This window comes from Roseibium aggregatum IAM 12614, from assembly GCF_000168975.1.
Classification (GTDB): domain Bacteria; phylum Pseudomonadota; class Alphaproteobacteria; order Rhizobiales; family Stappiaceae; genus Roseibium; species Roseibium aggregatum.
Window position 1 is genome coordinate 210,402 of record NZ_AAUW01000006.1, and the last position, 20,260, is coordinate 230,661.

General features: G+C 61.4%; 18 protein-coding genes. 13 read left to right on the forward strand and 5 right to left on the reverse strand.

All coding sequences use genetic code 11. From position 1 onward, the window contains the following. Positions 1 to 206: 206 nt before the first annotated feature. Positions 207 to 983 carry a tetratricopeptide repeat protein gene (locus tag SIAM614_RS10145; RefSeq protein ID WP_040439857.1) on the reverse strand — a complete coding sequence of 259 codons (777 nt, stop codon included), beginning with the start codon at positions 981 to 983 and terminating at the stop codon, positions 207 to 209. A 187-nt stretch (positions 984 to 1,170) separates the two neighbouring features. Between SIAM614_RS10145 and SIAM614_RS10150 the strand changes: the two genes are divergently transcribed. The 3 genes from SIAM614_RS10150 (at position 1,171) to SIAM614_RS10160 (ending at position 3,881) form a co-directional block, all read left to right on the forward strand. Beyond that, positions 1,171 to 2,559, forward strand: coding sequence for a leucyl aminopeptidase family protein (locus tag SIAM614_RS10150; protein WP_006934184.1), 1,389 nt, complete (start codon positions 1,171 to 1,173; stop codon positions 2,557 to 2,559). A gap of 72 nt (positions 2,560 to 2,631) precedes the next feature. Then, entirely contained in the window at positions 2,632 to 2,982 is a 351-nt protein-coding gene (locus SIAM614_RS10155) for a MarR family transcriptional regulator (RefSeq protein WP_006934185.1), read from the forward strand. 26 nt (positions 2,983 to 3,008) lie between these two features. Further along, a complete protein-coding gene (locus tag SIAM614_RS10160; protein ID WP_006934187.1) occupies positions 3,009 to 3,881 on the forward strand; it encodes a C40 family peptidase in 873 nt (290 codons plus the stop codon). 109 nt (positions 3,882 to 3,990) lie between these two features. Here the strand turns inward: SIAM614_RS10160 and SIAM614_RS10165 are convergent, their stop codons facing one another. Further along, the gene (locus tag SIAM614_RS10165) at positions 3,991 to 4,557 is read right to left on the reverse strand and encodes a hypothetical protein (protein ID WP_040439798.1); all 567 of its coding nucleotides are present in this window, start codon (positions 4,555 to 4,557) and stop codon (positions 3,991 to 3,993) included. A 78-nt stretch (positions 4,558 to 4,635) separates the two neighbouring features. Further along, positions 4,636 to 5,823 (reverse strand): DNA recombination protein RmuC, encoded by a 1,188-nt coding sequence (locus tag SIAM614_RS10170; protein WP_040439859.1) that lies wholly within the window; start codon positions 5,821 to 5,823, stop codon positions 4,636 to 4,638. Positions 5,824 to 5,983: 160 nt separating this feature from the next. Here SIAM614_RS10170 and def point away from each other — a divergent pair, with 160 nt between their 5' ends. The 7 genes from def to SIAM614_RS10205 all read left to right on the forward strand — a co-directional run bounded on the left by def (position 5,984) and on the right by SIAM614_RS10205 (position 14,227). Then, complete coding sequence (gene def, locus SIAM614_RS10175; RefSeq protein ID WP_040439861.1) at positions 5,984 to 6,502, forward strand: peptide deformylase; 519 nt, start codon at positions 5,984 to 5,986, stop codon at positions 6,500 to 6,502. A 291-nt stretch (positions 6,503 to 6,793) separates the two neighbouring features. Beyond that, a complete protein-coding gene (gene fmt, locus SIAM614_RS10180; protein ID WP_006934192.1) occupies positions 6,794 to 7,732 on the forward strand; it encodes a methionyl-tRNA formyltransferase in 939 nt (312 codons plus the stop codon). A gap of 22 nt (positions 7,733 to 7,754) precedes the next feature. Beyond that, on the forward strand, positions 7,755 to 8,294 hold the full coding sequence (locus tag SIAM614_RS10185; protein WP_006934193.1) for a GNAT family N-acetyltransferase: 540 nt from the start codon (positions 7,755 to 7,757) through the stop codon (positions 8,292 to 8,294). After that, positions 8,294 to 9,094: a tRNA pseudouridine(38-40) synthase TruA gene (gene truA / locus SIAM614_RS10190; protein ID WP_006934194.1), complete on the forward strand. Its 801-nt coding sequence runs from the start codon at positions 8,294 to 8,296 to the stop codon at positions 9,092 to 9,094. The genes SIAM614_RS10185 and truA overlap by 1 nt, the downstream gene beginning before the upstream one ends. Positions 9,095 to 9,368: 274 nt before the next feature. Beyond that, positions 9,369 to 10,385: an HlyD family secretion protein gene (locus SIAM614_RS10195; protein WP_050789362.1), complete on the forward strand. Its 1,017-nt coding sequence runs from the start codon at positions 9,369 to 9,371 to the stop codon at positions 10,383 to 10,385. A 5-nt stretch (positions 10,386 to 10,390) separates the two neighbouring features. Next, entirely contained in the window at positions 10,391 to 13,084 is a 2,694-nt protein-coding gene (rbbA, locus tag SIAM614_RS10200; protein WP_006934196.1) for a ribosome-associated ATPase/putative transporter RbbA, read from the forward strand. Positions 13,085 to 13,087: 3 nt separating this feature from the next. After that, on the forward strand, positions 13,088 to 14,227 hold the full coding sequence (locus SIAM614_RS10205; RefSeq protein WP_006934197.1) for an ABC transporter permease: 1,140 nt from the start codon (positions 13,088 to 13,090) through the stop codon (positions 14,225 to 14,227). A gap of 101 nt (positions 14,228 to 14,328) precedes the next feature. Here the strand turns inward: SIAM614_RS10205 and SIAM614_RS10210 are convergent, their stop codons facing one another. Both SIAM614_RS10210 and SIAM614_RS10215 read right to left on the reverse strand, forming a co-directional pair. Beyond that, positions 14,329 to 15,150, reverse strand: a complete 822-nt coding sequence (locus tag SIAM614_RS10210) for a DUF2189 domain-containing protein (protein WP_006934198.1) — start codon at positions 15,148 to 15,150, stop codon at positions 14,329 to 14,331. Between the two features lie 377 nt (positions 15,151 to 15,527). Beyond that, positions 15,528 to 17,645, reverse strand: coding sequence for a mechanosensitive ion channel family protein (locus SIAM614_RS10215; RefSeq protein ID WP_208983946.1), 2,118 nt, complete (start codon positions 17,643 to 17,645; stop codon positions 15,528 to 15,530). Between the two features lie 360 nt (positions 17,646 to 18,005). Between SIAM614_RS10215 and SIAM614_RS10220 the strand changes: the two genes are divergently transcribed. The 3 genes from SIAM614_RS10220 to SIAM614_RS10230 are packed head-to-tail and all read left to right on the forward strand — an operon-like array spanning position 18,006 to position 20,238. After that, a complete protein-coding gene (locus SIAM614_RS10220; RefSeq protein WP_040439800.1) occupies positions 18,006 to 18,431 on the forward strand; it encodes a DUF805 domain-containing protein in 426 nt (141 codons plus the stop codon). A gap of 44 nt (positions 18,432 to 18,475) precedes the next feature. Next, on the forward strand, positions 18,476 to 19,648 hold the full coding sequence (gene dapE / locus SIAM614_RS10225; RefSeq protein ID WP_006934201.1) for a succinyl-diaminopimelate desuccinylase: 1,173 nt from the start codon (positions 18,476 to 18,478) through the stop codon (positions 19,646 to 19,648). Continuing rightward, the gene (locus SIAM614_RS10230) at positions 19,645 to 20,238 is read left to right on the forward strand and encodes a hypothetical protein (protein ID WP_006934202.1); all 594 of its coding nucleotides are present in this window, start codon (positions 19,645 to 19,647) and stop codon (positions 20,236 to 20,238) included. Before dapE ends, SIAM614_RS10230 begins: the two co-directional genes overlap by 4 nt. The last annotated feature ends 22 nt before the right edge of the window (positions 20,239 to 20,260 follow it).

Genomic DNA, 20,260 nt, shown 5'->3' on the forward strand with positions numbered 1-20,260 from the left:
CGGCGGATAGCTCGCCGGAGACCCCAACTCCTACTACAGACATCGATACCTGGCTGATTTGAAATCGCGGTGAGAATGCGCGCAGGAAAGCTGCGTCTGCAGCACAGGCGCTTATTCATAGCCAGTTTTGCGTCTGAGCCGGCTAGTCGAGCCGTGGGCCAGGTCGGTCAGGAACACAGCTGCTTGATTGATGAGGGAAAGGCGCGTCAGCCCTGCTGGCGTTTCTGCATCATGGTGCGCAGATAGGCGATATTGGCCTGTGCCTGCTGCGGATCGATCTCCGCCTGGGCCACCTGTATGGCTTCGTCGAACTTGCCCTGGATGCCCAGCACAAGGGCCAGGTTCTGGCGAACGCGGCTGTCTGCACCGGGCAGGGCGGCTGCCTTGCGCAGGGTGTATTCGGCGTCAGGCAGATCGTTCGACAATAGATAGGACAGGCCCAGATTGTTCAGAAGGCTGGGGTCGTTCGGGGCAATCATGAGAGCCTGCTTGTAAAGGCTGCGGGCCTTGTCGTGGTTGCCGGTCTGATCGTAGATCGCCGCTTCCGCGGACATCAGCTTCCAGTCCGGTGTATCCGGCCTCTGGGCACCGCGAATGACATTGAGTGCTTCGTCGAACCGGCCGTTCATCGCCAGCACCTTGCCGTAGGCCGAGGCGATTTCCCGGTCCTTCGGGTGAGCGATCACACCGGAGCGCAACACGGCCATGGCCTGGGGCACCTGTCCGTTCTGGCTGAGGGCGCTGGAGTATCCCAGGATGGCGCTGCGGTCCTTGCGGTCGCGCTCATAGGCCTTGGACCATTTGGAGACCTGCGCCAGTGCCTGGGAAGAGCCCGGCGAGGTGTAGCCCGAGGCTGGTGAATGCGTGCCCGTGTTGGCCCGGTTGGATGCACAGCCATTGACAACGACAAGCGCCGACATGGCCAGCAGCGTCGTAGCGATACGGGTGCGACGGCGAACGGAACCGATTCTGGGCGATTGCATTTCCAACATCCTTGTTGTCGGCGGCTTTCATGTTTCCCTATGAGAAATAGATAATTAACCCTAATGCTTGGTTAAGCATCGTTGCGATTTGCGAGAAGCGGTGCGGATCGCTCAGCGCCATATTGCGTCCGGACGCGGGGCGTCCTAGGTCTTGAAGATCGAATCCAATCTCCAACGGAGGTCCCCCGTGCGCGAAAGCCTAGTCCGCAAGAGCGATGTTACCAGCTCCACGCCCATCCACGCCGTTACCGAGGCAAGCCTGCCGCAGGTTCTGGACGGGCTTGGTGCGCCGGCTGCAAACTGGTGCAAGGTCAATGATTTCGCGGGAAAGCCCGCAACGTCTCTGCTCGTTCCCGGAGAGGGCGGTACGGCGGTGCTGTTCGGCGTTGAGGACGACGGCCTGCCGCATCCGCTGGCACTTGGCGGCCTTGTCGCGGGACTGCCGGAAGGGGACTACCATCTTGCCGAAGGATTTCCGGATCCCGAACAGGCAGCACTCGGCTTTGCGCTTTCCACCTATTCCTTCACCCGTTACCTGAAAAGCGAAGGCAAGACCCGTCGTCTGGCTGTTGACGACAGTGTCGATCTCGAGCGTCTCGGAACGATTCTCGACGGCGTGAAGCTGGCGCGTGATCTCATCAACACGCCCGCGAACGATCTTGGACCGGGTGAACTGTCCCAGGCCGTTGTTGCGCTGTTCAAGCAACATGGCGGCACCGGGCGGATCGTTATCGGGGAAGATCTCCTGGAAGAGAATTTTCCGATGGTGCATGCGGTCGGCAGGGCCAGCAGCCGGGCGCCGCGCCTGGCGGATTTCACCTGGGGTGACGAAACGGCGCCCAAGGTCACGCTGGTGGGCAAGGGGGTCATCTTCGACACCGGCGGTCTGAACCTGAAGCCGGGATCCTCAATGGCGCTGATGAAGAAGGACATGGGCGGAGCCGCAAATGTGCTCGGACTTGCGTCCATGATCATGGCAGCAAAGCTTCCGGTGCGCCTGCGGGTCATCGTGCCCTGTGTCGAAAACGCCGTTGCCGGCAACGCCTTCCGTCCGGGCGATATCCTGCCGAGCCGCAAGGGGCTGACCGTCGAAATCGGCAACACCGATGCCGAAGGCCGGTTGATCCTGGCCGATGCGCTGGCGCTTGCCGACGAGGAAAGCCCGGAGATGCTGATCGACATGGCAACGCTGACGGGCGCCGCGCGCGTCGCGCTTGGGCCGGATCTGCCGCCTTATTACACGCATGACGACGAACTTTCCGAGGATATCGCGGTGATGGCCGAGGCCACTGCCGACCCGCTGTGGCGCATGCCGCTCTGGCAGCCCTATCTGAAATATCTCGACAGCAAGGTGGCCGACATCAATCACATCAACACGTCAGGTGCCGGTTTTGCGGGCTCCATCACGGCAGCCCTGTTCCTGTCCCGCTTCGTCGAGAACGCCGGCAGTTGGGTTCACTTCGATATTTTCGGCTGGACCCCGATGGAAAAGCCCGGAAAACCGATGGGCGGCGAAGCCCAGGGCATTCGTGGTCTGTTCGATGTGATCTCCGAGCGTTTTCCAAGCGCACAATAACGGCTCCGAAACGTTTTCGTGCTTCGATGGTCATGGAGATGGATGGGGGAAAAGGATGGGACCCTGTAACTCATGGCCGTCGAACTGCGCGCTTCTCAGGCGCTGAAACTGATGCACGAGGTCAATCTGGCGCTTGTTCGCGACAGCGAGCAGGATCTTTCCGCACGCCAATTGACGATCCTGATGACGGTTTATCTGGAGCCGCCGCCCCACACGGTGCGCGGTTTGGCAGCCAAGTTGAACGTCACCAAACCCGCTATCACCCGGGCGCTTGACACTCTGGGTGGTATGCGGCTTTTGTCGCGCAAGCGCGATGAAGCCGACAAACGCAATGTGATTATCACCCGCACGGTGGAAGGCGCACTTTATCTGGAGCAGCTCGGCGATCTGGTGGTTGAAAAGGCCAGGGAACTGCCGCGCTGACAGCCCACCCCAGTTCGGGATCGACCATGACCGAGACTTTCGACCGCCGCCGCCACCCGGTTCGTGCAGACCTTGCCGCCATCGACTATGAAGGCCGGGCAATCGCCAGCCGGTTTGCCGAAGGCGAAGTGTTTCAGGTCGTTGCCGATCAGTTGCCGATCCGGCCCGAACCGCGCCCGGACAGGCCAATCGACACCGAAGCCCTCAACGGCGAGTGGGTGACGGTCTATGAACAGACACCGGAAGGCTGGGCCTGGGGGCAGCTCGACACGGATGGATATGTCGGCTGGTTTTCCTCCGATGGTCTTGGTCCGGTCAAACCGGCGACACACAGGGTGCGGGCACTGCGCACGTATCGCTACCCGGTTGCCGACCTGAAGTTTCCACCGCTGGGGCTCCTGTCCATCGGCTCTCTTGTCACGGTGACGGGGGAAACGGAAACGCGGGGGCTCAGCTATGCGCTTTTGAGCGACGGTTCGGCGGTCGTCGCAAAACATCTGGTGCCCGTGGACACGATCAAAGACGACTGGGTGGCTGTCGCGGAAGAGTTTGTCGGCACGCCCTACCGCTGGGGCGGACGCTCCAGCCTTGGCCTTGATTGTTCAGCGCTGGTGCAGCTTGCCGCCCAGGCAGGCGGGCACGACCTGCCGCGCGACAGCGACATGCAGGAAGCGGAAGCCGGTGAGGCCATTCCGCATGACGATCCGGCGGCACTGAAGCGCGGAGATCTGCTGTTCTGGAAAGGGCATGTCGGCATCATCACTGGCGACAACCGCCTGCTTCACGCCAATGGCCATACGATGACCGTCGCTTACGAGCCTCTGGACAAGGCGATCGACCGCATCGCGGCAACTGAATGGGGTGCGATCACTGGGGCCCGGCGCCTGCCGGTTCTTTAAGCGGACTGAAAGCGGCGTTACTCCGGGCTTCGCAATACCTGCCCGGAGCCTGCCAGCCTGAAGTCATGCCATTGTGGGGTGTTTGTCGCTGGCTTCCTTGGCTGTTTTATCAGCCCGGGAATGTCTGCACGCCGATGGACTCAAGCGCGCCGGACGTCGGATTTTTCACCAGGCAAAGCTGGCTTTCGGTGCCCTGGATGAAGCAGACCATGGGGCGGTCTTCCTGGCGGGCCCGTTCATAGATCTCCCGTGTCACGCCTTCTTCGGCGTAAAAGGGAAACTCTCCTGCCTGCGGACCTTCAGCGCCTTCCGGCCAAACCGGCAGTTTGGCGGAGGTGGCGACATCGGTGTAGCCGCTGACCCAGTCCAGCAAGGCTGCCTGCATGTCGCTCAGGGTTTCGACGCCGTAAAAACCGAAGAGGTCGTTCTGATCGAAGCTGGCCTGATATTCAATGCCGCCGGACTGATTGAAGACTGCAATGGAGATTTCCGCGGACCCGCATGCGCCCTGTGCATCGGCTTCAACCGAATAGGTGTCCAGCCAGACAGTTTCGACCGATTGGCTGCACTCTTCCGCTGCCGCCTTCTGGCTCAGCGGGAGTGCAAGTGCCCCAAGCGCCAGGCCGGTAAGAGCGATGTTAAGTGTCTTTGAAAAAAGAGAATTCCGGAACGACATACCTGCCTCCAAATCGACTCGGATCGAGCCGGCGGGACTGTAGACCCGGCTTGAAACAGCAGCAACAGAATTGCTGCGTCACCCTTCAGGCGTCAGCGCCAGCTTGGGTTCCGCGCTGGTATCTTCCTTTACGGCGCTTTCCAGTTCACCCAGTTCCAGATCCTCGATGCGGCGGCTGCGCTTGGAGATCTTGTCGGAGGAAATCAGGATCTGGTCGATATCCTTGTTCGCCTGCGCGAAATGGGCCTGAAGCTTGCCGACGCGGTCGTTCAACCGGCTGACATCGGCAATCAGGTGGCCGACTTCGGCCTGGATCAGATGGGCCTGCTCGCGCATCTTGGCATCGCGTAGCACCGACTGGATCACCTGGATCGACAGCATCAGCAGCGACGGTGAGACGATCACCACCCGCGCGCGGTGCGCTTTCTGGATGAGATCCTCGAAGCTCTCGTTGAGCTCGGCAAAGACGCTTTCAGACGGCACGAACAGGAAAGCGGTATCCTGGGTTTCGCCCGGCAACAGATATTTCTCGGCGACATCCTGAATGTGTTTCGTGAAGTCGCGGCGGAACTGGGCCTGCGCATATTTCAGCTGGTCGTCCGTTTCCGCTTCGCGCAGCAGGTTGAAGGCTTCCAGCGGAAATTTGGCGTCGATGGCCAGCGATGGGGCGCCGTTCGGCATGTGGATCAGGCAGTCCGGACGGCTGTTGTTGGAGAGCGTTGCCTGGAAGGAATAGGTGCTGGGGGCCATCTGGTCCTGGACAATCGCCTCCATCCGCCCTTGCCCGAAGGCTCCCCGGGTCTGCTTGTTGGACAGGATCGCCTGCAACTGGCCGACCTGGCCGGAAAGATCGGTAATCGTGCGCTGCGCCCGGTCGATCACCGCCAGCCGCTCGTGCAGATGCCTGAGGCCGTCCTGGGTGCGCTTGCTGGTATCGGCCATCGAAAGGTTCAGCTTGTGGCCCATGCCGTCCAGCCGCTCGTTGACGGCCCGCATCATGTCGGACTGCCGCGAGCCGAACACTTCCGCCATCGTCTGCATGCGGCCGGTCATTTCCCCCTGAGACTTAAGAAGCTGGGAGAGATGGCTTTCCAGCTCGTGTATGCGTTCGCCCGCCACCGCATCCGACTCGGCGCGCAGGCGGATCTCCCGCATGATCTTCAGCACCAGCCAGACAATCAGGGCCAGAAGAAACAGGCCACCGGCAATGGCAGCCTCCAGGACCGTCACCGGACGGCCACTCAACTCGAACAGGATCTCATTCATGAAACAAACATAGAACGATTCGGGGCGAAGGCCCATCCGCGCGGCTGCAGAGGGCTGTGGTCTATTGCAAGTGATCGGTCTGGTCGAAAGCGTTGAAAACGGGAGGTCCCCGCGCTATTTCCGCGTTGACCGCCGCGTCGCGATTTCTTATGTCAGGCAAATGACAATACGCCCGATCATCACCATTCCCGATCCGGTCCTGCGCGAGGTCTGTGCACCTGTCGCGACCGTCGACGACGACGTCCGCAAGCTGGCCGACGATATGCTGGAAACCATGTACGATGCGCCCGGCATCGGTCTTGCCGCCAGCCAGATCGGGCTGTTGCAACGTATCTTTGTGCTTGATGTCGCCAAGGACGACGCTCCGAAGGAGCCGATGGTGTTCATCAATCCGAAGATCGTCTGGTCGAGCGACGATCTGTCCGTCTATCAGGAAGGCTGCCTGTCGATCCCCGACTACTACGAGGAGGTCGAGCGGCCTGCCGAAGTTACGGTTCAGTTTCTCAACAGGGAAGGCGCCGAACAGGAGATCAAGGCCGACGGTCTTCTGGCAACCTGTATTCAACACGAGCTGGACCATCTGAACGGCAAGCTGTTCATCGACTACCTGTCGAAACTGAAGCGCGACCGGGTGGTCAAGAAATTCACCAAGCAGGCGAAGATGGCCGGAAAACTCTGATCCGGCGCCGCCCGCCCGAGAGACGTGGCGGCGGCAAATATGAGGACCGCTCCGTTCCTGCAACACCTCGCGGTTCTCTTTGCTGTCACGAAGCTGGAAGCAAACAAGCAGGACGGGGCGTGGGGTGCCATGACTGTCCCCACTGGCCCACGGTCGGGTTCGAACTCGCAAAATCGGCCTTCAGGGGAGATGGCGCCAATTGGACGCGTGGCAAACAGCGCCCGCGCCCCTTGCAACACCCGGCGTGAAACGCAATAAGGGCGCAGTTCTTCAAAACGCCTCAGGAGCCTCATGTCCTTACGTGTCATCTTCATGGGCACCCCGGATTTCTCGGTGCCGACCCTCATGGAAATCGTCGGCCAGGGCCACGATGTTGTCGCCTGCTATTCACAGCCTCCGCGTCCTGCGGGCCGGGGCATGGATCTGAAGAAATCGCCGGTTCATGAGGCTGCGGAATCCTTCGGCATCCCGGTGTTCACACCGCAGAGCCTGAAAGGGGCGGAAGAACAGGAAGCCTTTTCGGCTCTCGATGCAGATGTCGCTGTGGTGGTTGCCTACGGCCTTCTTTTGCCGAAACCCATCCTGGACGCGCCGAAATACGGCTGTCTCAACCTTCATGCCTCAATGCTGCCGCGCTGGCGGGGTGCGGCGCCGATCAACCGGGCGATCATGGCTGGGGATACGGAAACCGCTGTTCAGGTAATGCGCATGGAAGAAGGGCTCGACACCGGCCCTGTGTGCATGTCGGAAACCGTTGCCATCGGCGAGAACATGACCGCCGGGGACCTTCACGACAAGCTGTCTTCGCTTGGTGGTGATCTGATGGTCCGGGCGCTGGCTGCCTTGTCGCGCGGCGCGCTCGGCGATCAGGCCCAGGCCGCGGAAGGCGTCAGCTACGCGGCCAAGCTCTCCAAGCAGGAAACACGGATCGACTGGTCGAAACCGGCTGCCGAGGTTCACAACCACATTCGCGGCCTGTCGCCTTTCCCGGGCGCCTGGTGCGAAATGCCGCTCGGCGGCAAGGCGGAGCGGGTCAAGGTCTTGCGCAGCACGCTTGGCGAAGCGTCCGGCACGCCGGGGTCCATCCAGACCGGGGCAGATGTGCCGGTGGTGTGTTGCGGAACAGGCGCGGTGCGTCTGGAGCAGGTTCAGCGAGCCGGCAAGAAGCCGATGAGCGGTGCGGAATTCCTGCGCGGCGCATCGCTTTCTGACGGCACGGTTCTGGACTAAGCTGGCGTCTGAGGAGACCGAAATGACCCAAGCCGCCGAAGCTGCCGGCCTTACCATCAGAAATGTGACACCTGACGACGAAGCTGCCGTCAGGGAGCTGGTCATGTCCGCCTTTCCATCCGACATGGAGGCCCGGCTGGTGCACACGCTGCGCCATTGCGGCGCCCTTGTGCTGGAACAGGTCGCGGTCGATGCCGACGGCCGGATCGTCGGACATATTGCCTATAGCCGCGTAACACCGGCAGCCGTCGGGTCTGGGCAGGGCATGCAGGTCGTCTGCCTGGCTCCGATATCCGTCTGGCCGGACCGCCAGAAGACGGGCATCGGCTCGGCCTTGATCAAGGCATCACTGGACTGTCTGAAGGACCTCGGAGAGGACCTTGTTCTCGTGCTCGGCCCGCCGTCCTATTATCCGCGCTTCGGCTTCGATCCCGTGCTGGCGCGCAAGGTGCAGGGGCCTTATGCGGGCGACGCCTTCATGGCGTTGGCGCTGACGGAAGCCGGATCGCGCGACCTGCCCATCGAGGTGGCCTTCGCCACGCCCTTTGAAGAATTCGAGTAATGCCCCGCTACAAACTGACGGTGGAATATGACGGCAGGCCGTTCAGCGGCTGGCAGCGCCAGGCGAACGCGCCATCCGTTCAGGCGGTAATCGAACGTGCCGCCAAGGCATTCTCCGGCGAGGAGGTGACCATCGGCGGCGCCGGTCGCACGGACACCGGCGTCCATGCCACCGGGCAGGTCTGCCATGTGGATCTTTCGAAGGACTGGGACGCAAGAACGGTCATGGGTGCGCTGAATTTCCATTGCCAGCCAGACCCGGTGGTGATCCTCGATGCTGCGGAAATGCACGAGGGCTTCGACGCGCGATTTTCCGCGATTCGCCGCTCTTACCGATACCGCATTCACAATCGGCTGCCGCCGCTCACCCACCAGCTTGGCCTGGCCTGGCATGTGAAGGTGCATCTCGATGCGGATGCCATGCACGCGGCCGCGCAGGAGTTCGTCGGTCATCACGACTTCACCACCTTCCGTCACACGCGCTGCCAGGCAAAAAGCCCGGAAAAGACGCTGGAGGAATTCCGCGTCTATCGCGATGGCGAGTTCGTGATTGCCGAATGCGCTTCGCGCTCCTTCCTCCACAATCAGGTCCGTTCCATGGTCGGCTCGCTGCGCCTTGTCGGCGAAGGCAAATGGGGCCCGGGAGACATCACGAAGGCGCTTGCCGCTCGTGACCGGAACGCCTGTGGCCCGGTGGCGCCGGCCGACGGTCTTTACCTCACCCGCGTCGACTACCGGACGGCAGAGGAAGATCTTGAGGCAAAGACGATTTGGCGCATGAAAAACAACCCTGAAGAGTGATAAGGCTAAGGTGTGGACTCATAAATGAAGATGAAATGGTTTCACCGCGTGTCGTCAGCCTGCTTGACCGGGCATAAAGCCCGCTCCGCGCACTCTTCCTGACGCGGGTTCGCCATTTCTCCTGCCATTTCGTCTTCATTTCTGAGCCCACACCCTAGAATGGCCGGTTCCGGCCGAGTGAACGCCTTCCTCCGTGAGCGATGGCCACAGCCCTGCGGTTCCAGGCGAACGGGGGAGCGGCAGTCGAGGTTCCCCAGTCCTGAAGCGAGTGAAAATGTCGATCGGTTCCAGAAAACTTGCGATTGTGTTTGCCTGCCTTTCCGCGATTGCGTTTTCTGCGCCGCCAGCTTTTGCCGAAAACGCATTCGACCGGATCGTGCAGAAGCTGCGCGGGAACCTGGGCGACGAGGACATTGCCAGTTCCAATGGCCGCATCGAGGCCCAGAACGTTGATGTTGCGGGAAAATATCCCGGCCGGCTGACGCAAGTGCTTGCACGCGAAGGCCAGACAGTTGAAGCGGGCGACGTGCTGGCAACGCTGGACGACAGGGACATTCAGGCAAAGCTTCTGGCCGCGAAAGCCTCGGTCTTGCAAGGCAAGGCTTCGAAACAGCAGGCGGAAGCTGCCGTCAGTCAGGCCGAAAGCGCCTTGTCGCTCGCGCGCTCCACCTACAAGCGCATCGAGGGGCTGAAGGCGAGTGGGCATGTTTCCCAGGCCGAACTGGATGATGCCACCAACACGCTCAAGGCCGCTGAAGCATCGCTGGCTCAGGCGCGCGCTCAGGTCAGCAGCGGCGATGCGCTGATTGCCGCGGCCGAGGCAAACGTTGAAGAGATCAAGGTTCAGCTCGACGATCTGACCATCCGCTCGCCCATCCGCGGGCGTGTCGAATACCGCCTCCACGAGCCGGGGGAGGTCATCGACGCCGGTACGCCGGTGGTGACGCTGCTGGATCTGACCGATGTCTACATGAACCTTTATTTGCCCGCAGATGTGGTGGGCGTGCTGTCGATCAACGACGAAGCCAGGATGGTGCTGGACCCTGTACCGCAATATGTCATTCCGGCACGCGTCACCTTCATAGAATCGCAGGCTCAGTTCACGCCCAAGAGCGTGGAGACGCATGAGGAGCGCTCGCAACTTGTCTTCCGGGTCAAGCTGACCGTGCCGCGTGATCTGCTGAGCCAGTTCGAGGACAGGGTGAAGGTGGGCATCCGCGGCGTCGGCTTCGTGCGCTCCGACCCTGCGGCTGTCTGGCCGGACGATCTGCAAGTCAAGCTGCCGCAGTGAGTGCGATGGGCTGGGCGTGCGAACTTGAAGGGGTAGGCCATCGCTACGGCCCGGCGGTAGCGCTCGACGACGTGCACCTGCAGATCCCGGCAGGTGTCATGGCCGGCCTGATCGGCCCGGACGGCGTTGGCAAGTCCACCCTTCTTGCGCTCCTGGCCGGTGTACGGCGGCTGCAAGCCGGCCGGATAGTCACCCTCGGTACCGATATCGCCTCCGCCCGTGCCCGCGCGTCGATCATGCCGCGCATCGCCTATATGCCGCAGGGGCTTGGACGCAATCTCTACCCCACGCTGTCTGTGCGCGAGAACCTGGACTTCTTCGGCCGTCTTTTCGGACAACCGGCCAGCGAGCGCGCCGAACGCATTGCCATGCTGCTTGAGGCGACGGGCCTTGATCCGTTTCCTGACCGGCCGGCGGGCAAGCTGTCGGGCGGTATGAAGCAGAAGCTCAGCCTGTGCTGCGCACTCATCCACGATCCCGCTCTTCTGATTCTGGACGAGCCGACGACCGGCGTCGATCCGCTGTCTCGCCGTCAGTTCTGGGAGCTGATCGACCGCATGCGGGTGCGGATGCCTTCCATGAGCGTGATCGTGGCAACGGCCTATATGGAAGAGGCGGAACGCTTCGACTGGCTGGCGGCCGTGAACGGCGGCCGGATCATTTCGTCGGGCTCTCCGCAGGAGTTGAAGAACATTGCCGGCGCCGACACGCTGGAAGAAGCTTTCGTCAATCTCCTGCCGGAGAGCGAACGCGGCCGGCACAGGCCAGTCGAGTTGCGCCCCCGCAAGCAGCGCCCGGAGGCGGACCCGGCGATTTCGGCGACCGGGCTCACGAAACGTTTCGGTGATTTCACCGCGGTGGACAATGTCAGTTTCGAGATCGAGGAAGGGGAGATCTTCGGGTTCCTCGGCTCGAACGGCTGCGGAAAGTCCACAACGATGAAGATGCTCACCGGCCTGCTGGAGCCGACGGAAGGTGAGACGCGTCTCTTCGGAAAACGACTGGCAAATGCGGACATGGAGGCCCGGCTCGGCATCGGTTACATGTCGCAGAGTTTCTCGCTCTATTCGGAACTGACCGTCCGGCAGAACCTGGCACTTCATGCCCGCCTTTACGGGGGCGCGGTAACGCGCGTTGACGACGTGCTGCAGGAATTCGATCTCGCCGACGTTGCGGACCAGCAGCCGGAAAGCCTGCCGCTGGGCATCCGGCAGCGCCTGCAGCTTGCCGTCGCCACCATCCACGAGCCACGGATACTCATCCTGGATGAGCCGACTTCGGGGGTCGACCCGGTGGCCCGCGACAGTTTCTGGCGCAAGCTGATCTCGCTCTCCCGCGACAAGGGGGTGACCATCTTCATCTCCACCCATTTCATGAACGAGGCGGAACGCTGCGACCGCGTCTCGCTCATGCATGCCGGCAAGGTTCTCGCCGTCGGTACGCCCGCCGAGCTGACAGAGAAAAGGGGCAACAGCACGCTGGAAGAGGCCTTTATCGGCTGGCTGGAAGACGAGACCGGCGAGCGCGCCACTGAGCCCGCGGGCGAGGTGGCTTTCACCCCGGACCGCAAGGACAAAAACCGCCCGCTCACCCGGCTCTGGGCCTATGCCTCGCGGGAAACGCTCGAACTCATGCGCGACCCCGTACGCCTGTTCTTTGCCTTCATGGGGCCGGCAATCCTGCTGTTCACCATCGGTTACGGCATATCCTTCGATGTCGACCACATCACCTTTGCGGTCTACGATCAGGACCAGAGCCCGGAGAGCCGCCGTCTGAGTGAGCAATTCACCTCGATCCGCCAGTTCGATGAGGGGCCGCCAATTTCAAGCCCGGCGGAGATCGACACCCGCATGGGCCGCGGCACGCTCACCGTGGCGCTTGAGATCCCGAGCGGCTTCGGACGGGATCTGCATCGCGGACATGTGCCGGAAGTTTCGCTCTGGGTGGATGGATCCATGCCCTTTCGCGCGGAAACGGCGCACGGTTACGTGCTCGGCGTCCTGAACCTGTTCTCGGACCTGCTGGCGAAGGAAAGCGGCAGGGCAGCAGGTGCCGCGGTCAGCATCGAAACGCGATACCGGTTCAATCAGGCCTTCAAGAGCGCCTATGCCATGGTGCCGTCCGTGGTCATGCTCATCCTCATGCTGACCCCCGCGATCATGGCCGCCATCGGCGTGGCCCGGGAGAAGGAAACCGGAACGATCGCCAATTTCCGCTCCACGCCGGTCACCCGGCTGGAGTTCCTGACCGGAAAGCAGCTTCCCTATATCGCCGTGGCAGTGCTGAATTTCTGGACGCTCTACCTGATGGGCCGGCTTCTGTTCGGCGTTCCGTTCACGGGCAATCTCTTCGCGCTCTTCACCGTCTCCGTCATCTACGTGATTGCAACGACCGGTTTGGGACAGCTTGTTTCAAGTTTCACGCGCACACAGGTGTCCGCCGTGTTTGCCACAGCCGTGATCACAATCATTCCGACAGTGAATTTTTCCGGCCTCATCGTGCCGGTCTCCTCGCTGACACCATCCAGTCAGCTTCTGGGAAAGATGTTTCCCGGCGCCTGGTATCAGGAGGTAAGCGTAGGGTCCTTCGTCAAGGCCTACGGCTGGTCCGACATGGGCTGGAGCGCGGCGATGCTCTGCGCGTTCGTGGTCATCTATCTCGCGCTGTCAGTGCTTGCCTTGCGCAAGCAGGAGCGCTGAGCGATGCGTGGGTCCCTTTCGATGATCACCAGTGTCAGACACATCCTCCTGCTCACGGTAAAGGAGTTGCGCGCCATACGCGGCGACAAGCTGATGCTGGCTCTGATCGTCTATGTCTTCACCATTGCGACCTACATGGTCAGCTACGCGGTCTCGACCGACATCAAGGACCTGTCGACGGCCGTGGTCGATGAAGATCACAGCATTTTATCGAGAAGACTGGCCGACGTGGTCCAGCCACCGCTCTTCGCGGCTCCCGTCCAGCTCGATCCAAAAGAAGCAGAGGCGGCCCTGAAGCGTGGCGATCATGTCCTGATCCTGTCGATCCCGCCCAACTTCGAGCGCGATCTGCGCGCCGGGAGAAATGCAACGCTCGAACTCGACATCGACGCCACGGCGGTTGCCCACGCAGGCAACGGCGCGACCTTCATGACCAGTCTGTTGTCCGAGGAAATCTCACGGTATTTCGACCTGCCGGGCAGAGGGGCAGGGCTGGTCGATGTGGTCTTCCGCAACCGATACAACCCGAACCTGACACCGGAATGGTTCACTTCGGTGATGCAGCTCATGAACTCCATCACCATTTTGACCCTGATCCTTTCGGGCGCATCGATGATCCGTGAACGGGAACACGGAACCATCGAACATGTGCTGGTGATGCCGGTCCGCCCGCATGAGATCGTCGTCTCGAAAATCCTGGCAACGGCCCTCGTCATCCTGGCGGCAACGGTGCTGAGCCTCATCTTCGTGGTCGAATTCCTGATCGGGGTGCCTGTTGCGGGATCGCTCGGGCTGTTTGTGGCGGGGTCTGCGATCTATATTGCCGCGATTGCTAGCATCGGCCTGCTTCTGGCCAGCTTCACCCGGTCGATGGGCCAGTTCGGCCTGCTCGTAATCCCCGTCATCATCGTCATGATCCTGTTGTCAGGCGGAATGACGCCGCTGGAGTCGATGCCCGCCTGGCTGCAGGCGGTCATCCTCACCATCAGCCCGTCACCGCATTTTGTGCGCTTTACCCAGTCTGTCCTCTACCGGGGCAGCGGTTTCGGGCTGGTCGGCGGGGAAATGCTGGCGATGAGCGCGATGTCCGCCGCAGCCCTGGCCATCGTGCTGCTGCGTTTCCGCAAGATCCTGTCTGCCTGACGCCTGCAGCTTGATTGCCCGAACGCGCCTTTGCACAGCCGCACCTGCCGCGTTCGCCCGGCCGGTGCTTGCGCGCCTTCTGGAGGCAGGCCTTCACATCATCAGGCCTCAGGCGTCTCCACACACTTCTTGTAGAGATGCCAGGTCGTATGACCAAGGATCGGCAGGGATACGATAAGGCCGAGGAAGGCTGGTGCCATCGACACGATCAGCACGGCCGTCACGACAAAGGCCCAGCCGATCATCGGGACGGGCGAGGCGAAAACGGCCCGCACACTGGTGATCATGGCGGTGATGAAGTCCCGGTCTTCTTCCATCAGCAGCGGAAAAGACACCACGGTCAGCGAAAACAGGATCAGCGACAGGATCGCACCGACCACATGGCCGACGGCCAGGAACATCAGGCCTTCTGGCGTGGTGATGACCTGGGTCAGGAACTCGTCGAACGAGGCAAACGACCGGAAGCCGAGGAACAGCGCCAGCAGCAGGCGCACCTGATACATCCACATGATCTGGATGAACAGAACCACGAAGGCCATCCAGGAAAGCTCGCGGCTTTTCTGCGCCCACATGGTGCCGAAAATGCATGACCAGGACAGCGTCTCGCCGTTCTGAAGACGCCGGCTGACCTCGTAGAGGCCAACCGCGGCAAACGGCCCGATCAGCACGAAGCCGGCTGCTGCCGGATAGGACAGGTAACTCATGTTGAGGGCGGCCGCGCTCAGGATCACGAACAGGCCGCCGAGAGCGAAAAACGCCCCGATGGCAAGGCCGTAGACCGGCGCCCTGCGGAAATCCGCAAGGCCCGCCGCAAACGCATCGATCACATCGTTGACGGTGATCGTGTTGACCTTGGGCATGGGCCGTAGCCCATTGGCAGCAGGTGCCCCGGCGCCGTGCGGGGTCGACGTGTTGTCACTCATCAGGCGGCTTCCTCCCAAAAGCATTTTGCCTGCCCGCCTCCCGCGGACATGCAATCTTAGGCACGGAACGGCGTCCGGCTCAATCGGGAGAAGGGCGTATACGCCGGTTAAATCCGACGTGAAGCACGGGCTGACCTGCGTATCGGCTTATCCGGTCGAAAAAATGGGGAGCTGGAGCTTTGGGCCCATCCTTCGAGACGGCCTGGCGGCCTCCTCAGGATGAGGCTGCGGTTTGCTGAAGCCTTTCCGCCCCCTTGTCGCCTCATCCTGAGGAGCCGCGGTAGCGGCGTCTCGAAGGATGGGCCACAAACGCCGTGCCCACCGCTTATTTTATCAAAGCGGCAGGCCGGCTTTTGCAGCCGGAGCAAGGCAGGGCCTTATTCCGCTGCCGGTTTCTTGTCCATGTCGGCGACCGCGGCAGCGGCGGCTGCGGTGACGGCTTCCTTCTGCTTGTCGTCCAGCTTGGCGGTGTCGGGAATGTTGACCCGCACTTCCTTGCGCGCGAACTGGATGCCGTTTTCGTCAAACGCCTGCTGCACGCGCTTGTAGATTTCCTTGCGGATGCCGAACTGCTTGCCGGGCTTCGTGGTGTATTTGCCGCGCACCACGATGCCGACGTCGTCGACATCGGCGACACCTTGTCCCTTGAACGGCGCCAGAATATCGTCCTTGAACTCATCCATCTCCATGATGTCCTGGCCGATCCGCTTGAAGATCTTGCGAACCTTTTCGACATCCGTATCGAAAGGCACGGTGAACTTCAGCTTCATGATCACCCAGTCGCGGGACAGGTTGGTGAGTTTCGGGATTTCGCCATAGGGGACGATATGAACGGCACCGCGCGTGCCGCGCAGTTGGAGCGATCTGATCGAGATTTTCTCGATGGTACCCTGCGTGCCGCCTGCATCGATGAATTCGCCCAGACGGAAGGCGTCGTCCATAAGGAAGAAGATGCCCGATACGACATCGCGCACCAGGGTCTGCGCGCCGAAGCCGACAGCGAGGCCGACGACACCGGCACCTGCCAGAAGCGGGGTGATGTTGATGCCAAGCTGACTGAGCGCGAGCAGCACGGTCAGGGTGAGGATCGTGATCTGCACGACGACGCGGATCAACGGCAGGATCGTCGCCAGGCGCGATTTGCCGGCCCCACCCATCTCCGCATCTTCATCTTCGTTGGAAGGTGGCGGCGAATCCTTGGCAAGCTGGTGAGCAACCCAGAGATTGGTAATTTCCCAGGCGAGGTAACCGGCGGCCAGAATAAGCAGGAAGATGACCGTATGCCGGGCGACCGATGACCCATCCGCCGCCCCGATCGCAAGCAGGTTGAGACCATAGATCCTGCCGACCATCAGCACCAGGAACGCCAGCAGGGCAACCCGGGCAATGCGGACGTAACTGTGCCTCGTCTGCATGTGTGCGGCCTCGGCAACCGGGCCCTCCCCGCGCATGGGCGGGATGATGTGCGCAACGATGCCACGCACCATCGTGTCGAGGAAGGGTGCGAACACGACCAGGGAAATCACCGCAAGGGACCGTCCCGCCGTCAGCGCTTCGATGCCCATGCTGGTGGTGACCTGAACGAGCAGCCAGTTGAAGGCGATGAAGGCAATCGAGAAATAGGGCCAGAAGCGGGCCATGCGCTCCAGCCCGCTGGTCGGCTGGTGTTCATCGCCCAGAATGATGCTCGTCAGGCCATGCCGGGTGTTCCAGATGACGATGGCGATCCACAGATTGACGCCGAAGCCGATGAAAAAGCGGAAGGTTTCGGCAACATCGCTGTCACCGGCTTCCAGCATCACGTTGCGCAGGAAGAAGGTGATGCCGACAAAAGTGAAAAGGCTGGTGAAGCTGCGGTAAAGCGATTTGGCAGTGGCGTCGTCCGCGGTGACGAGGCGCAACTCGCTGCGATGAGGCGCGAGGGCGAAGCGGAGCAGGGCAGCCACTGTGCGCGGCAGGAAGACGATCCAGTATACCGCCTGGAAGGCAAACGTCCGCGCGACAGGATCGAAGATCGCAATCTTTCCGACCGCAAAGCCCACGATGGCGAAAACGATCAGTCCGCCCAGATCGAGCGCGGCGCGTGTCGAGACCAGTTTGACCGTTTCAAAGAGACTGCCAGGAGCGTGGCTCCGGATCTGGTCGCGGCGGGAGGCGAACAGCCGGTTGACCAGGAATTCGGCGGCGAAACCGGCGGCCAGGATCAGCGCGATCGCGCCAAGAAGGATATGCACCGGCCCGGCGACAGACCCTTCGAAAAGCGCACCGATACTGGCGAACAGGCTGGTGAAGAGCTCCGGCAGGCTTCTGAAGTTGTTGGCAATCATCGTGCCGAATTCATCAGCAGTCTTCTGCACACTTTCGATCAGCTCAACTTCCTCGGACGGGGGCGGGGGCTGTTGGCCCTTGGCTGCGGCACCTTGCTGCAGCAGGGTCATCAGGTCTGTGAGCGCCTTGACCTGTTCCGGATCGAGATCGGAAACCAGCTTTTCCATGGCTTCAGGTTGTAATTGCGTCGGAAGGCTCTTCCCGGTGTCCTGAGCGGTGGCCGGCAGGGAAAAAATCGTCAGAACGCCTAGAAAAAGCGAGAATGTACAAGCCGTTAGCTTTGTCTTCCAGTCACCGGTCATAAGCGAGCCCCCTCGTCGGCAGTCAACCCCTGCGGTTAGGATTGGCACGCCGGACGTGCAAAATCCATTAAAATTACCCAGGGTCATGGCCTGCAATCCCTGCGGCTGGCACAATTCGCAGGATTACGGACTGGCAAAGACCGGTGCGACTGTGTAACAGAGCTTGATCCGGCCCGCGTATGCGTCTACCTCCTTGCCAGATCAATCGAACCAAAGCTGGACGGAATGACAACGCCCCCACAGAGCGCGAACACTGCCCCGGGGCCGATCTGGGCCCTTTTGAGTCCCATCGGCCGTATGGGCCGGGAGCCTTATTGGCTGTGTTTCCTGATCAGCTGGATCATCTTCGGTATCGCACTTCGGATCTGGTGGCTTTCCTCCGCTGAAACGCCGACGCCTGAATCCATGATATCCGGCGACTATATCGGCACAAACCCGCTGTTCCCTGTCTTGTTTTTCGTTCTGCAATGGATTGAGCTGGCGCTGGTCGTCAAGCGCCTGCAGGATATCGGCCAGAGCGGTTTCCTGGCATTGCTGATCTTCGTGCCGATCCTGAACGTGATCATGCTGATCTTCCTGGGCGTTGTGCCCAGCCAGGCTGAGCCGAACCGCCATGGCCCGATGCCCAACAGTTACTGGCGCAAGCGCTGAGCGCGCGTGAGCCACGCGTACGACTAACCTCAAGAGACTGTTTCATGCCCACTTCCGCCGTCGCCATCGCTCAGGACCTGATCCGCTGCCCCTCCGTGACCCCTGCCGAAGGTGGCGCGCTGGCCTCGCTGGAGGCGCTGCTCGGCAAGGTCGGTTTCAATGTCTCGCGGGTCACGTTCCAGGACGAGGACACCCCGGACGTGGAGAACCTGTTTGCCTCCATTGGCAGCGGCGCGCCGCATTTCGTCTTCGCGGGTCATACGGATGTGGTTCCGGCCGGTGCGGAGAGCGACTGGCGTCACGGTCCCTTCGAGGGAGCGATCGACAACGGCATGCTGTTCGGTCGTGGCGCGGTCGACATGAAAGGCGGCATCGCGGCCTTCGCAGCGGCAGCGCTTGATTATGTCGCGGAAAAAGGCCCGGATTTCGGCGGGACGATTTCCTTCCTCATCACCGGTGACGAGGAAGGCCCGGCGGTCAACGGCACAGTGAAACTGCTGCAATGGGCCAAGGACCAGGGCCATGTGTTCGATGCCTGCATCGTCGGCGAGCCGACCAATCCGGACAAGCTCGGCGATGCCATCAAGGTCGGCCGGCGCGGGTCGCTCTCCGGCACGATCACCGTTCGCGGTGTTCAGGGCCATGTCGCTTATCCGCATCTGGCCGAAAATCCGATCCCGGGCCTTGTCCGCCTTCTGGCCGCGCTTGATGCGCTGGAACTGGACCAGGGCAACGAACGCTTTCAGCCCTCCAATCTGGAGATCGTCTCCGTGGATGTCGGTAATCCGGCTTTCAACGTCATCCCGGCCCGCGCAGAGGCCCGCTTCAACATTCGCTACAACGACGAATGGACACTGGAGAGCCTCAAGGCCCGCATCACGCAGACACTGGAGGGCGTGGAATTGGGAAAACTCGCGCTCGCACTGGAATTCAAGCGCGATTCCAGCGAATCCTTCCTGACGCGGGATGAAGTTCTGATCGAAGCTCTGAGTAAGGCGGTGGAAGCGGAAACCGGCCGTGTGCCGGAGCTGTCCACGGGAGGGGGAACCTCCGACGCCCGCTTCATCAAGGACTATTGCCCGGTTGTCGAATTCGGCCTGGTCGGCCAGACAATGCACAAGGTTGACGAATGTGTCGCGGTCGAGGATCTTGACCGGCTCGCGGCAATCTACAAGAAATTCCTCCTCAGCTATTTTTCTGGAGCGGACGGGAATTGATCAGCAAGGTCGAAATTCGCGCGGCACTGGACGGATCCTGGCTGCTTCTGCGCAATCGTCCTGAAGGAATGGCGTTCTTCGACCAGTCCGTCCAGGGCTTCTGGCGCTCGTTTTCCGTCATCTTCCTGCTGTTGCCGGTCTATGTTGTGAGCTGCCTTGCGGAAAAGCGACTCTTTTTCGCCGAGAACCTCTATCATCCGGATGCCTTTCCCAATGGGAGTTACTGGTTCGCCCAGTTCCTCGGCATGGGCATCGACTGGCTGGCACTACCTCTGCTGCTGGCGCTCCTCGCCGCACCGCTCGGGATTTCACATCGCTACGTGCCATTCATCGTCGTGCGCAACTGGACCAGCCTGCTGGCTTCGGTGCCGTATATTTTCACTTACGTCCTGTTTCTTCTGGACATCATCTCGCCCGGCATCGTCGTGCTGTTGTCGCTGACCTGCCTTGTCGTAGTCATCTGGTACCGTTACCAGGTCGCCCGCATCGTGCTTCAGACGACCGTCAGCCTGACCATTGGCGTTGTTGTCCTGGATGTGTTGCTGACGCTTGTGATCTCCCAGGCCGTCGGGTTTTTGTGGGGCGCATGAAAAACCCCGCCGGGTGAGGGCG

What these genes read in the sequence shown, in the direction of transcription:
- SIAM614_RS10220 (WP_040439800.1), top strand. Translation starts at nt 18,006, where the DNA reads ATGACAACGCCCCCACAGAGCGCGAACACTGCCCCGGGGCCGATCTGG.
- dapE (WP_006934201.1), top strand. Translation starts at nt 18,476, where the DNA reads ATGCCCACTTCCGCCGTCGCCATCGCTCAGGACCTGATCCGCTGCCCC.
- SIAM614_RS10205 (WP_006934197.1), top strand. Translation starts at nt 13,088, where the DNA reads ATGCGTGGGTCCCTTTCGATGATCACCAGTGTCAGACACATCCTCCTG.
- SIAM614_RS10155 (WP_006934185.1), top strand. Translation starts at nt 2,632, where the DNA reads ATGGCCGTCGAACTGCGCGCTTCTCAGGCGCTGAAACTGATGCACGAG.
- SIAM614_RS10195 (WP_050789362.1), top strand. Translation starts at nt 9,369, where the DNA reads ATGTCGATCGGTTCCAGAAAACTTGCGATTGTGTTTGCCTGCCTTTCC.
- SIAM614_RS10145 (WP_040439857.1), bottom strand. Translation starts at nt 983, where the DNA reads ATGCAATCGCCCAGAATCGGTTCCGTTCGCCGTCGCACCCGTATCGCT.
- truA (WP_006934194.1), top strand. Translation starts at nt 8,294, where the DNA reads ATGCCCCGCTACAAACTGACGGTGGAATATGACGGCAGGCCGTTCAGC.
- fmt (WP_006934192.1), top strand. Translation starts at nt 6,794, where the DNA reads ATGTCCTTACGTGTCATCTTCATGGGCACCCCGGATTTCTCGGTGCCG.
- SIAM614_RS10210 (WP_006934198.1), bottom strand. Translation starts at nt 15,150, where the DNA reads ATGAGTGACAACACGTCGACCCCGCACGGCGCCGGGGCACCTGCTGCC.
- SIAM614_RS10215 (WP_208983946.1), bottom strand. Translation starts at nt 17,645, where the DNA reads ATGGAAAAGCTGGTTTCCGATCTCGATCCGGAACAGGTCAAGGCGCTC.
- SIAM614_RS10170 (WP_040439859.1), bottom strand. Translation starts at nt 5,823, where the DNA reads ATGAATGAGATCCTGTTCGAGTTGAGTGGCCGTCCGGTGACGGTCCTG.
- rbbA (WP_006934196.1), top strand. Translation starts at nt 10,391, where the DNA reads ATGGGCTGGGCGTGCGAACTTGAAGGGGTAGGCCATCGCTACGGCCCG.
- SIAM614_RS10185 (WP_006934193.1), top strand. Translation starts at nt 7,755, where the DNA reads ATGACCCAAGCCGCCGAAGCTGCCGGCCTTACCATCAGAAATGTGACA.
- def (WP_040439861.1), top strand. Translation starts at nt 5,984, where the DNA reads ATGACAATACGCCCGATCATCACCATTCCCGATCCGGTCCTGCGCGAG.
- SIAM614_RS10165 (WP_040439798.1), bottom strand. Translation starts at nt 4,557, where the DNA reads ATGTCGTTCCGGAATTCTCTTTTTTCAAAGACACTTAACATCGCTCTT.
- SIAM614_RS10160 (WP_006934187.1), top strand. Translation starts at nt 3,009, where the DNA reads ATGACCGAGACTTTCGACCGCCGCCGCCACCCGGTTCGTGCAGACCTT.